The organism is uncultured Psychrobacillus sp., from assembly GCF_938022135.1.
Classification (GTDB): domain Bacteria; phylum Bacillota; class Bacilli; order Bacillales_A; family Planococcaceae; genus Psychrobacillus.
Genome location: NZ_CALIED010000072.1, coordinates 1 through 13,234 on the forward strand (window position 1 = coordinate 1; position 13,234 = coordinate 13,234).

A 13,234-nucleotide genomic window follows, 5' to 3' on the forward strand; every position below is an offset into this window, starting at 1 on the left:
AAAGGAACATCTTTGATGCATCGATAAATTGCTTATAAATTTACTCGCATAAAATAAAGCCGAAAAACTGTACCCAATCCCAATTTCATAATCTATTTATGTTCTTAATAGCGATTTGAATGTTTACAGTCACTATAAAAAAGAATTGTTAGTCAAAATCCACCATTAACTTTAACAAAGCTTATAAAAAAACCAATCAATCTCAATGATCACTTTCTATACGCTTCCCAATTAGTATATGTATTTAATTGCTACTCTTGGCCGATACGTTCTGCTAGTTACCTCACTTCGAAAACACTGACGGGTTATCTTAACAACTACTTTAAAAATAGATAATCTATATACTTCTCTTAAATACAATAATTATCCACAAAGAAAAAAATGTTGCAGCAAAAGTGAGATCACTTTTTCCTGCAACATTCACATCAGGCAATTTTGCCTTACTTACACTATTAGCGACGCTCTTTAATACGAGCAGCTTTACCGCGTAGTTCACGTAGGTAGTACAATTTAGCACGACGAACTTTACCACGACGAATAACTTCTAGGTTAGCAATTTTTGGTGTGTGTACTGGGAAAGTACGTTCTACACCAACACCGGAAGAGATTTTACGAACTGTAAAAGTTTCGCTAATTCCGCCTCCACGACGTTTAATTACAACACCTTCGTACATTTGGATACGTTCGCGAGTTCCCTCAACAACCTTAACGTGTACACGAACTGTGTCACCTGGGCGGAATGTAGGAAGATCTGTACGTAATTGATCTTTTGTGATTTCTGAAATAATGTTTTGCATCATTTTCTCTCCTTATATAGAATGCTCTTACACACATAGCTGTTGCAGCGGAACACCCAAAATCAGTACTTCACATAAAAGTACATAGTAAAATATATCATATTGACTGGCTATATGCAATTATAAATTATAACTCTTTTAATTGAAGCATTCTTTTTTCAGTATCTGTTAGTTCTGCATTTTCTAGAAGGTCTTTCCTTCTTTCGAACGTTCGTTTAAGAGACTGCTCTCTTCTCCATTGGTCGATAGCTGCATGGTTTCCAGACAGCAACACATCTGGAACCTTGTAGCCGCGATATTCTACTGGTCGAGTATAATGTGGATGCTCTAGCAAGCCCGTAGAAAAAGAATCTTGCTCATGGGAAGCGGCTTTGCCAAGAACATTGGGGAGTAATCTCACAACACTATCTACTACAGTCATAGCAGCTAATTCTCCACCGGTTAAAACAAAATCTCCAATTGAAATTTCGTCTGTAACTAAATGCTCCCTAATTCGCTCATCGTAGCCCTCGTAATGACCACATATAAAAACAAGCTCCTCTTCCTTCGCTAATTCCTCTGCTTTTTGCTGATTAAAGCGTTCTCCTTGGGGGCAGAGCAATATAATCCGTCTGTTCCCACTAGAGCTTGGAGGAAGAGCCTCAATGGCGTTAAAAATAGGTTCTGGCTTTAATACCATCCCTGCCCCACCACCATAGGGATAATCATCAACCTGATGATGCTTGTTACCAGAATAGTCTCGGAAGTTCACTACATCAATCGATACCTCATTTTTATCCTGCGCTTTTTTCAAAATAGATGAGTTGAACACTCCCGTGAACATCTCTGGAAAAAGCGAAAGAATATGAATTTTCATCATGACAATAAACCTTCCAGTACCTCAATCGTGATTTCTTTTTTATCCACATCTATTTTTTTCACTACATCCTCAATATATGGAATATAGTGTGTCTTCCCTTTGACCGGCTGCACAGTCCATACGTCATTTGCTCCAGTTTGAAGTATTTCAGTAACGGTTCCAATTGTCTCACCCTCGGTAGAAACAATCGTACAGCCAATAATTTCATGATAGTAGTATTCATTTTCTTCTAACTCTGTTAGATACTTCTCAGATACTTTTAACGTTGCATCACGAAAGCCTTCTACATCTTTCAGTAAGGTATAACCGTCAAAAGTTAACAAATCAAAATTTTTATGCTTACGGTAGCTTGTAATTTTAACGATGATTGGTTTAGATCCATCTTTTTTAAAAAGACCAAGCTCATTTCCTACCTGATAACGCTCATCTGGAAAGTCAGTAGTAGAAATGACACGAACCTCTCCCCAAATTCCGTGGGTATTGACGATTTTTCCAACATTGTACCATTCCATTGAATAAATTCCTCCTATCAAAAAAGGAAGAACAAAGTGTTCTCCCTCTTCTCATATTACATTTACCTCTTTAGAATTTCTTCCCTGAGGTATTAGCTTCACAAGTGAAGTTAATCTAATATATCGACATATGTTTTCTTTTGGTGACTGCCTGCTGCTGAGTAAACAATTGTACGAATAGATTTAGCTACTCGGCCTTGTTTGCCAATTACTTTTCCCATATCTTCAGGATGAACAGAAAGTTTGTAAACTATACGGTTTGCACTTTCGTCCTTTACCACCTGAACTTTGTCTGGATAATCAACTAATGGTTTAACGATTGCTTCGATCAGCTGCTTCACAATGTCCCCTCCGATTATTTGCCGAGTTTTGCGTTATGGAATTTTTCCATGATTCCTTGTTCAGAGAACAAGTTACGTACTGTATCAGATGGTTTCGCACCATCTTGAAGCCATTTTAACGCTAATTCTTCGTTAATTTTAACTTCTGCTGGTTTAGTAAGTGGGTTGTAAGTACCTACTGTTTCAATTTGACGACCGTCACGTGGTGAGCGAGAGTCTGCTACTACAATACGATAGAAAGGAGATTTTTTAGCTCCCATACGTTTTAAACGAATTTTAACTGCCATTTTTATTGCACCTCCGAATAGTTTCACACAAGATAGTATATTATCAAGGTTTTAAATGTTTGTAAAGTGTTTTTTCTTAACACCTTATTTTTTTAAGGAAAATTACTTAAAAAGAGAATCAAATCCTGGCATTTTCATCTTTTTCTTTCCTTTTTGTTGCATATTTGTCATTTGCTTCATCATCTTTTTCATCTCTTCAAATTGCTTTAGAAGTCTATTAATGTCTTGAATAGATGTTCCTGATCCTTTAGCAATTCTCTTTTTTCGAGCTCCGTTAATAATTTCAGGGTTAGTTTTCTCCTGCGTAGTCATTGAATAAATAATGGCTTCGACACGATCCATTTGCTTCTCATCAACTTTCGCATTTTCCAATCCCTTAATTTTATTTGCCCCTGGGAGCATTTTTAAAATCTCGTCAAGAGGTCCCATTTGCTTCACTTGGCTTAGTTGCTCCAGGAAATCATCGAACGTAAAAGATTGCGTACGGAACTTTTCTTCCAGTTCCTTCGCTTTTTCTTCGTCAACATTAGCTTGAGCCTTTTCGATTAAGGACATCATGTCTCCCATGCCTAAAATACGGGATGCCATGCGTTCTGGATGGAAAGTCTCTAAAGCATCCATTTTTTCACCCATACCTACAAATTTAATAGGTTTTTGAGTAATGGAACGGATGGAAAGGGCTGCCCCACCGCGTGTATCACCATCTAATTTCGTAAGTACGACCCCTGTTATACCAATAGAGTCATTAAAATTGTTAGCTACATTGACCGCATCCTGCCCTGTCATTGCATCTACAACCAAGAACACTTCGTCCGGCTCTTTTAATGCACGAATATCTTTAAGCTCTTGCATCAAAGTTTCATCAATGTGTAAACGCCCTGCTGTATCGACAATCACTACATCATAATGTTCTTCCTTTGCATGCTCAAGACCCTGCTTCACTATTTCTACAGGAGAAATGTCCGTACCCATTTGGAATACTGGTAAGGAGAGTTGTTTTCCAATCGTTTCAAGCTGTTTCACTGCTGCTGGACGATAAATATCCGCAGCAATTAACAAAGGCTTCTTGTTATACTTTTTTCGAAGTACATTTGCAAGTTTACCAGTAGTGGTGGTTTTACCAGCACCCTGTAATCCGACCATCATAATAACAGTAGGGGGTCTTGAAGAGAATGCGATCTGGCTCTGCTCGCCTCCCATTAGCTGGGTCAATTCATCTTTTACGATTTTAATGACCTGCTGACCTGGAGTTAAGCTTTTCATCACTTCTTGCCCAACAGCCCGTTCAGAGACGTTTTTAACAAATTCTTTTACCACTTTTAAGTTAACGTCTGCTTCCAGTAGTGCATAACGAACTTCACGCATCATTTCTTTAACATCAGCCTCAGAAATTTTGCCTTTACCTTTGATTTTCTGAATCGTCCCTTGGAGACGCTCAGCTAAACCTTCAAATGCCATGCAAGCTCGCCTCCTAATCCCATTCTTTTAATTGCTCAATGAGTTGAGTCAGTTCTTCTGATGATTGTTCATTTGCTATTTGCATAAGCTGTTTAGTCGTTTCTTGTCTTTTTTCGAATTTGGAAAAAAGATTTAACTTTTCTTCATACTCTTCCAGCATCATTTCAGTGCGACGTATATTGTCATAAACAGCCTGTCTGGATATATTATATTCCTCTGCAATTTCGCCGAGTGATAAATCATCTAAATAATAAAGCTGCATATAGCTTCGTTGTTTATCTGTCAATAAAGCCTGGTAAAAATCGAAGAGAAAATTCATACGAGTCGTTTTTTCAATCATTCCCATCTCTCCTTACCATGAATGGTTCATCTAATAGTTTATAAAGACTAGCTTTAACTGTCAAGTAAAATTACTTGTCTTCTGATGTTTCTTCTAGTTCTAACCCTTCAGCAAATAATCCATAAACATATTTTTCTGCATCAAATGGCTGTAGGTCATCCATTTGCTCTCCGAGACCAACAAATTTAACTGGTATATGTAGCTTATTGCGGATAGCAAGGACTATACCGCCTTTTGCAGTACCGTCAAGCTTTGTTAACACAATTCCAGTAACATTGGTCACTTCTTTAAATGTCTGTGCCTGAACAAGCGCATTTTGTCCTGTAGTGGCGTCTAATGCTAACAATACTTCATGCGGAGCATTAGGCACTTCTCTAGTAATAACTCGGTGAATTTTTTCCAACTCATTCATCAGGTTTACTTTATTTTGCAAACGACCTGCTGTATCACAAATAAGCACATCAGCTTTTCTGTTTTTGGCAGCACGAATAGCATCATACATAACAGCAGCCGGATCCGAACCTTCTGCCTGTTTTATAACCTCTGCACCTACACGATCGCCCCACACTTGAAGTTGATCAATAGCACCTGCTCGGAAAGTGTCCCCAGCAGCAAGCATTACTTTTTTTCCTTCTCCATTTAGACGATGTGCGAGTTTACCGATAGTAGTTGTTTTACCAACTCCATTAACACCGACAAATAAGATAACTGTTAGTCCTTCTTCTTCGATGTGAAGCTCTGTTAGATCCTCATCACCAGCCTCATATATCTCAACAAGTTTTTCAGAAATAACAGATTGGATTCCGGCAGTATCTTTAATATTTTTACGCTGAACCTCAAAACGTAATTTGTCCATTAACTCCACTACGGTTTCAAATCCAACATCTGCTTGAAGCAAAATTTCTTCAAGCTCCTCAAAGAAATCCTCATCTACCTTACGATATTTTGCTACTAAATCATTTACTTTAGAAGTAAATTGATTTCGCGTTTTCGATAGTCCTTCTTTAAATTTATTGGTAATCGAAACTGTTTCTTCAGCCTCTGGTGTAGAGCCCAACATTTTTTCTTTCATTTTTTTAAAAAAGCTCACAGTAGAACCTCCTATTTAAGTGACTAATTCTTCTTCTAATTTTACAGATACAAGCTTGGAAATCCCAGATTCCTGCATAGTGATACCATACAGTACATCTGCCCCCTCCATCGTACCCTTACGGTGGGTAATGACGATAAACTGCGTATCATGACTAAATTTCTTTAAATAGTCGCTATAACGCGTAACGTTTGCCTCGTCTAAAGCAGCTTCCACTTCATCCAGGATACAGAAAGGTACAGGACGAGTATGTAGAATTGAAAATAACAAGGCAATAGCAGTTAGCGCTCGTTCTCCACCCGACAATAAAGAAAGATTCTGTAGCTTTTTGCCTGGAGGCTGTGCCACTATATCTATCCCCGTATCCAACATGGAGGTAGGATCAGTTAAAATTAAGTCTGCCTGTCCGCCACCAAATAACTGTCTAAACACTACCTTAAAGTTTCTTTGAATGTCATTAAACGTAGATTCAAAGCGTATAGTCATTTCTTCGTCCATCTCTTTAATAACCTCATGCAATGTATCTTGAGCAGAAAGCAAATCCTCTCTTTGTTCTGTTAAGAACGAGTGACGTTCGCTGACTTGCTCGTATTCCTGTATAGACCCTAAGTTAATAGGTCCAAGCTCTTCTATAGAACGTTTTAATAGTTTTACTTTTTTGCGAGCAAGCTCCTCATCCATGTCAAAAGGATAGTCTCGCTTTGCTTCATCCAGGGACATTTCATACGTCTCTTCTAGATGTGTTTGAAGTGAATTAGTTTCCACCTCCAGCTTGCTCAACCTTAGTTCTAATGCACGCTCGTCGTTAGAAAAGATACTTAAATGTTGCTGTAGCATCTTTAATTGGCCTTCAGATTCGTTTACTCTTTGAGAAAGTCCAATTCTTTTCTCTTTGTCCTTCGTTATTTGCCCCTGTAAATAATCTTTTTTCTGTTTGTTAGTGGCAATCATTTGGTCAATTTGTTCTGGAGATGGACCTGTTTGGTCATCATTCTCAAACCAGCTGATCTCTTTTTCTAAAGTACCAACTTTTTGAACACAATATTGAATATCCTGTTCCAGCTGTTTCTTTTCTTTCTCTTGTTGCGTCACTTGCTCATTTACTACAGCAATAGAGGACAGCAGTTCGCCAAGTTCATTTTGTACTTTATCTTTTTCTTGCATAGACTGCTGCTTTAACAGTTGCAGTTGATCGATAGTTTTTTGAATGGAAGCTAACGATTCATTAATCTCCGCACTACGCTTAGCTGTTTGTTCTTTTTTACGAACTAGATTCTCATGCAGGTTATTCTTTTCAGTTTGAACCTCATCAAATTCAAGCAAGCGATTGGTTAAACGAGAAATTATAGCTCCACATTCTCTGTCTTCTGACAATAGTTTATGCTCTTCTTCTCGCAAAGCTTCCCCAGAGAGACGCGCTTCCTCTAATGCAATTTTAATCTGTTGAACTTGCTGTTTTTTATGAGCAACTGATTTTTCTGCTTGAAGTACGGATTGTTCTAGTTCTACAAGCTTATCATTTAATTGCTCTAACTCAGCTTTTCGTGTAAAGACAGATGACTGTTGTTTTACAGACCCCCCTGTCAAGGAGCCTCCTGCATTTACAACATCACCGTCAAGTGTTACGAAACGGTATCTAAATTGAAGACGTGCCGCCATTTCGTTTGCACCCTTTAAATCTTTTGCAATAATAATATTACCTAGTAAACTTTCAATGATTATTTTATAGTCTGTATTGTAATTGACAAGCATGTCTGCCGTATTCACAAAAGATGGATGCTCCTTGATCGGAGACAGCGTCTGCTCATTCAATTTACGCGACTTCATAACCTGAAGTGGAAGGAAGGTAGCTCTTCCAACTCTTTTCTTTTTCAGCCAATCAATAGCCATACGTGCATCCTGACTAGTATCAGTAATAATATGCTGAGACTGCTGGCCAATAGCTGTGTCAATTGCATTCATATAGTTAGATGGAATTTGGATTAGTTCAGCTACTGCGCCATGAATCCCTTTGAGCTCTTTTTTATCACGAGCAACTAATACTTCCTTAACTCCCTGGAAATACCCTGAAAACTCGGATTCAAGCTCTTGTAAAGAATCCTTTCTAGCCTGCATTTGATGCTTCATTTGATAGGCTTTTTGAAGCAACGTTTGCTGTTCTTCATAAGAGGCTTCTAAATGCTCCGATGATTCTCGCTTTGTTTTAAAGTCATGCACCTTTTGTGCTAAGTCTTTTTGACATGCTTCCAGCTGCTTCTCTATCTCTTTTTTTCGATTTGTAAGCTTTTCTAACTCGTCTTTGATCTCCCGATAATCTTCAATAATTTTCTCAGAAGACACTAGTTCAAATTGAAGCTGCTGCTCCATATGCTTCATTTCATTCTTCATTGTTGCTTCTTCATTTAACAAATCAATGTAAGTGCCCTTCAAAGTCTCAATTTCCTCTTCAACCTCTGAAGCTGACCTACTAAGAACATGATCGATTTGTAATTTTTTTGCTCGAAGTTCTTTTAATGACAGTTTCTTTTTAGTGCTAGAAGAAATATTTTCTTCTAGCTGTTTTTCAAGTACTTGAAGTCTCGTCTTTTCTTCTTCCAAAGCTCTTCTTAACTGCGATATTTGCTGACTAGCATTTTGTTTTTTCTCAGCAAGCAACAGTTTTCTTCCCTCTAGACGTTCTAATTCAGAACTTACCTCCAGTAACTCAGTCTGTTCCTTGTCTAGCTTTTCATCTGTAGAACTAATGGTTCTTCTTATGGATAAAATATCTGACTCTGCATTACTAATCTTCGTCAAAAGCGCTGTTTTTTGCTCTTCTATTTGTTGAAGCTGATTATGTAGATCTGTACTTTCTTGGACAAAAAGATTTAAGTCATGAGCAATAACTGCTATTTCAATATCCTTTAGTTCTGTAGACATCTCTAAATAATCTGTAGCAAGAGATGATTGAATTTTGAGTGGCTCCATTCGACCATCTAGTTCATGGAGAATATCAAGCACTCGATTTAAGTTATCATCCGTTTCTATCAGCTTAAATTCTGCTTTTTTCTTACGTTGTTTATACTTAAGGACACCGGCGGTCTCCTCAAATATCGTTCTTCTGTCTTCAGGTCTGCTATTTAGTATTTCATCAACACGTCCCTGTGAAATAATAGAGAACGCTTCTTTTCCAAGACCGGAATCCATAAATAAATCTATAATATCTTTCAATCTACACGTTTGCTTGTTTAGAAGATATTCACTATCTCCTGACCGGTAAACCCTTCTCGTAACACTTATTTCAGTAAAATCTAATGGAACACGACGATCAGAATTGTCTAATATTAAGGTAACCTCTGCAAAGTTTAACGCCTTTCTTGAATCGCTCCCTGCAAAGATAACATCTTCCATCTTTGTTCCACGAAGTGATTTGGCAGATTGCTCACCTAGCACCCATCTGATTGCATCTGTAACATTACTCTTCCCACTACCGTTCGGACCTACCACTGCAGTTACTCCCGGGACAAAATCTATCCCAACTCGATCTGCAAATGATTTAAATCCTATAATTTCTAATCTCTTAAGGAACAACGATTATTCCCCCTGTTCTTGATCCTTTATTGCGAGTATCGCTAGTCTAGCTGCTTGTTGCTCTGCTTCTTTTTTAGAACGTCCTATTCCGACGCCAAGTTCCGTTGTATTTAAAATAACACGCGAAACAAAGGTACGGTTATGTGCCGGACCCTTTTCTTCTACAATTTCATAGCTAAGTGCACCATTGTTTTTTTGTTGAATGACTTCTTGTAGTTGGCTTTTATAATCCATCACATGCGAAAAAGCACCGACTTCGATTTTAGGGAAGACAATCTTTTCCAAAAAGGAAACGACTACCTCTAATCCTTGATCCAAATATAATGCACCGATAAATGCTTCGAATACGTCCGCTAAAAGTGCCGGTCTTTCACGTCCGCCAGTTAACTCTTCTCCTTTTCCAAGGAGCACATACTTACCAAATCCTAATTCGTTTGCAAACACAACTAAAGAAGGCTCACAAACAATCGCTGCTCGAAGCTTTGTAAGCTGCCCCTCACTCATAACCTCGTATTGCTGGAATAAGTATTGAGAAACAGATAATTCTAATACGGCATCTCCTAGAAACTCTAAACGCTCATTATCGGTGAAAAATTTACGTCGATGCTCATTCACATAAGATGAATGGGTAAAGGCTTGATACAATAATGTTGGATTATTGAACTCGATTTCAAAATGACTTTGAAATTTTTGAAACTGTTGTTTAACACTCTCTGGGAACCCTGTTTTTTTAGGGTGGTTGCTTTTTCTATTTACTTTCATCCTGATCTGCCTTTCTTACTTAACATCTATCTGTTTAAGTTTACCTGTTTCTATAGCAATGTGCAAAAAGAAATAGAGACGCTTTTAATTATTCATACGAATAGTAAAAACGTCTCTGTTGCTATTTAACTTAATTCACCTTTATATAAAGAATATATATATAAAGGTGACTATTTAATATTAGCCTTGCTTGCTTTCAATATAGCTAACTGCGTTACCCACAGTAGAAATATTCTCCGCATCCTCATCCGAAATTTCCATATCGAACTCATCTTCAAGTTCCATCACTAACTCCACTACATCTAGTGAGTCAGCACCTAAATCATCACGGAAAGATGCTTCTAATTTTACTTCGCTCTCGTCTACACCTAGACGATCAACGATCACTTTAGTTACACGTTCTAAAACTGTTGACAAATTTGTCACCTCCCCTCAATGATTATACAAAAAACTTTTAGTCTATGAAAGGCTAATTCACATGAAATATAAATACTTACATCAGATCGTGCTTATTAAGTTACAGATGGTCATTACATATACATACCGCCATTAACATGAAGCGTTTGCCCAGTAATATAATTAGCATCCTCTGATGCCAAAAATGCTACTGCTTTTGCTATGTCTTCTGGATTTCCAAACTTCGCTAAAGGAATTTGGCTCAACATTTGACTTTTAACTTCTTCAGGAAGAGCATCCGTCATATCAGTAGTTATAAATCCAGGTGCAACCGAGTTAACAGTTATATTACGACTCGCTAATTCTTTTGCAGAAGATTTCGTTAGACCAATGACACCAGCCTTAGCCGCAACATAATTAGCCTGTCCAGCATTTCCAGAAACTCCAACAATAGAAGTTATATTAATAATACGACCATTTCGTTGTTTCATCATTTGTCTCGTAACAGCTTTTGTGCAGAGAAATACCCCTTTTAGGTTCGTATTCAATACATCGTCCCATTCCTGTTCCTTCATGCGCATAATTAGATTATCACGTGTGATACCAGCGTTGTTAACTAAAATATCAATAGATCCGAAGACTTCTAAAGTTTGCTTGACTAAACGTTGAACATCATCGGCTTGGTCAATATTAGCTTGAGCAGCAAAGGCAATTCCTCCGCGCGCTTTTATTTCTTCCACAACGGCTTCTGCTTTCTCTTTGCTGCCACTATAATTGACTACTACCTTAGCTCCCTCGTTTGCTAAGTAAATAGCTATATCCTTACCGATTCCACGAGAAGCACCTGTTACAATTGCAGATTTGCCTTCTAATTTACCCATTGATAACCTCTCCTATTTCCGTAATGGCTTGCTGGAAGGAAGCCTCGTCATATACACAATAAGTTGTAACAGATCGATCTATTTTTTTTACTAAGCCACTCAGCACTTTACCTGGACCACATTCAATAAAGACGTTGACACCAAGATCAAGCATTTGTTGAATCGATTCTTCCCAACGAACGGGCGAATATAATTGTTCGACCAATAGGGACTTCACGTCCGCTGCATCCTCTACAGGAAGCGCCGTAACATTAGAAATTACTGGAGGTTTTGCAGTTGAAAGTTTAATAGAATTGATTGCCTCATCTAATTTATGTGCAGCAGGTCTCATTAATTCAGAATGGAAGGGACCACTCACAGTTAAAGGAATTGCTCTTTTAGCCCCTGCTTCTTTCGCTTGTTCAGAAGCTTTTTTGACTCCTTCTGCTGTACCAGAAATAACAATTTGACCAGGACAATTAAGATTAGCAATTTGCACAATGTCACCAGCTTGCGTAACCTTTTGAGTTACCTCAGCTAAAGAAGTAGCATCTAATCCTAATATGGCTGCCATTGTTCCTTCTCCTGCCGGTACAGCTTCATTCATGAAAAGACCACGTCTATGAACTAATAATACCGCATCCTCAAAACTAATTGCCCCAGAGGCAACTAAAGCAGAATATTCTCCCAAGCTATGCCCAGCTGTATAATCTGGAGTAATTCCAGCCTCGATTAATAATTTTGCAATCATTGTACTGGTTGTAAGTAAAGCAGGCTGTGCATGGTAGGTTTTAGTCAACTCCTCAGCCGGTCCATTCAACATAATATCTGATAAAGAAAAACCTAATTTTTGATCTGCTGATTCATAAATCTTTTTACTTTCACTGTTGTTTTCTATTAGCTGTTGCCCCATCCCTACTGATTGAGACCCCTGTCCAGGAAATATAAAAGCAATTTTAGTCATCGGAAGATTCCTTTCGTAATGTAGTGTAAATAATCTCAGAAACATTATTTTCTACCATTGTCCGTGCTTGTCTGATCGCATGAAAAATTGCTCTGCTATTAGAGGAACCATGTGCTTTAATAACTGGAGCCTTTAATCCAAATAGCCCAGCTCCACCGTACTCAGAGTAATCCAATTTATTTTTAATACCTTTTAACTGATCTTTTACTAGCAACGCTGATATTTTTGTTTTTGTCGATGTATTAAAAGCTTCTTTCAGCAAGGTAAACATCGCCGCGGCCGTACCTTCAATCGTTTTTAATACCATATTGCCTGTAAATCCATCTGTTACTACTACATCAGCTACGCCATTTAAAAGATCTCTAGATTCAACATTTCCTATAAAATTCACAGGTGTCTCTTTCAACAGTAAAAACGCGGCTTTAGTAAGCTCATTTCCTTTTTTGTCTTCGGTTCCTATATTCAGTAGGCCAACTCGAGGGTTTTGAATACCACGCACTTTTTCTGCATACACACTTCCCATTACAGCAAATTGCTGTAAATGTTCCGGTTTGGCATCTGAATTTGCACCAAGGTCAAGCATTACAAACCCTTTCCCGTCTATTGTTGGGAGGGTGGGAGCAAGCGCTGGACGATCTACTTGATCTATCCTACCAACTACAAAAAGTCCCGCTGCCATTAGAGCCCCTGTGTTACCCGCAGAAACACATGCATCTGCCTCACCATTTTTCACCGATTCAGCCATTTTAACCATCGAGGAATTTTTCTTTCTACGAATAGCTCTAACAGGCTCATCAGTTCCTTCAATCACTTCATCGGTATGAACTACGGTCAAGCGGTCATGCTTAGTTACAAGTGATTCTAATTTACTTTCATCACCATATAAGATAATGTTCAAATCGTCAAAAGCTTCTAGAGCCTCATAGGCTCCCTTTACTATTTCATGAGGGGCGTTGTCTCCGCCCATTGCATCTATCGATATTTTCATTTTTACACAC

The 13,234-nt window shown here is 38.2% G+C and carries 14 protein-coding genes; all 14 read right to left on the reverse strand.

The genetic code is table 11. The features are described 5' to 3' along the window. Positions 1-452: 452 nt before the first annotated feature. Complete coding sequence (gene rplS, locus Q0371_RS14700) at positions 453-797, reverse strand: 50S ribosomal protein L19 (RefSeq protein WP_169358710.1); 345 nt, start codon at positions 795-797, stop codon at positions 453-455. Positions 798-924: 127 nt separating this feature from the next. Beyond that, on the reverse strand, positions 925-1,653 hold the full coding sequence (trmD, locus tag Q0371_RS14705) for a tRNA (guanosine(37)-N1)-methyltransferase TrmD (RefSeq protein WP_169358709.1): 729 nt from the start codon (positions 1,651-1,653) through the stop codon (positions 925-927). Then, positions 1,653-2,168, reverse strand: a complete 516-nt coding sequence (gene rimM / locus Q0371_RS14710) for a ribosome maturation factor RimM (protein WP_251552918.1) — start codon at positions 2,166-2,168, stop codon at positions 1,653-1,655. Before rimM ends, trmD begins: the two co-directional genes overlap by 1 nt. A gap of 110 nt (positions 2,169-2,278) precedes the next feature. Next, positions 2,279-2,509: a KH domain-containing protein gene (locus tag Q0371_RS14715; protein WP_169358574.1), complete on the reverse strand. Its 231-nt coding sequence runs from the start codon at positions 2,507-2,509 to the stop codon at positions 2,279-2,281. Between the two features lie 14 nt (positions 2,510-2,523). Next, a complete protein-coding gene (rpsP, locus tag Q0371_RS14720; protein WP_053590001.1) occupies positions 2,524-2,796 on the reverse strand; it encodes a 30S ribosomal protein S16 in 273 nt (90 codons plus the stop codon). A 102-nt stretch (positions 2,797-2,898) separates the two neighbouring features. Beyond that, positions 2,899-4,254: a signal recognition particle protein gene (gene ffh / locus Q0371_RS14725; protein WP_169358573.1), complete on the reverse strand. Its 1,356-nt coding sequence runs from the start codon at positions 4,252-4,254 to the stop codon at positions 2,899-2,901. Positions 4,255-4,267: 13 nt separating this feature from the next. Next, a complete protein-coding gene (locus tag Q0371_RS14730; protein WP_169358572.1) occupies positions 4,268-4,594 on the reverse strand; it encodes a putative DNA-binding protein in 327 nt (108 codons plus the stop codon). 70 nt (positions 4,595-4,664) lie between these two features. After that, a complete protein-coding gene (gene ftsY, locus Q0371_RS14735) occupies positions 4,665-5,684 on the reverse strand; it encodes a signal recognition particle-docking protein FtsY (protein ID WP_169358571.1) in 1,020 nt (339 codons plus the stop codon). A gap of 15 nt (positions 5,685-5,699) precedes the next feature. Next, on the reverse strand, positions 5,700-9,254 hold the full coding sequence (smc, locus tag Q0371_RS14740) for a chromosome segregation protein SMC (RefSeq protein WP_298472324.1): 3,555 nt from the start codon (positions 9,252-9,254) through the stop codon (positions 5,700-5,702). Positions 9,255-9,257: 3 nt separating this feature from the next. After that, complete coding sequence (gene rnc, locus Q0371_RS14745) at positions 9,258-10,016, reverse strand: ribonuclease III (protein WP_169358569.1); 759 nt, start codon at positions 10,014-10,016, stop codon at positions 9,258-9,260. Positions 10,017-10,196: 180 nt separating this feature from the next. Continuing rightward, positions 10,197-10,433 (reverse strand): acyl carrier protein, encoded by a 237-nt coding sequence (gene acpP / locus Q0371_RS14750; RefSeq protein WP_169358568.1) that lies wholly within the window; start codon positions 10,431-10,433, stop codon positions 10,197-10,199. A 113-nt stretch (positions 10,434-10,546) separates the two neighbouring features. After that, on the reverse strand, positions 10,547-11,293 hold the full coding sequence (fabG, locus tag Q0371_RS14755) for a 3-oxoacyl-[acyl-carrier-protein] reductase (protein ID WP_169358567.1): 747 nt from the start codon (positions 11,291-11,293) through the stop codon (positions 10,547-10,549). Then, entirely contained in the window at positions 11,286-12,236 is a 951-nt protein-coding gene (fabD, locus tag Q0371_RS14760; protein ID WP_169358566.1) for an ACP S-malonyltransferase, read from the reverse strand. Before fabD ends, fabG begins: the two co-directional genes overlap by 8 nt. Further along, positions 12,229-13,224, reverse strand: a complete 996-nt coding sequence (gene plsX / locus Q0371_RS14765; protein ID WP_169358565.1) for a phosphate acyltransferase PlsX — start codon at positions 13,222-13,224, stop codon at positions 12,229-12,231. The genes fabD and plsX overlap by 8 nt, the downstream gene beginning before the upstream one ends. Positions 13,225-13,234 lie beyond the last annotated feature (10 nt).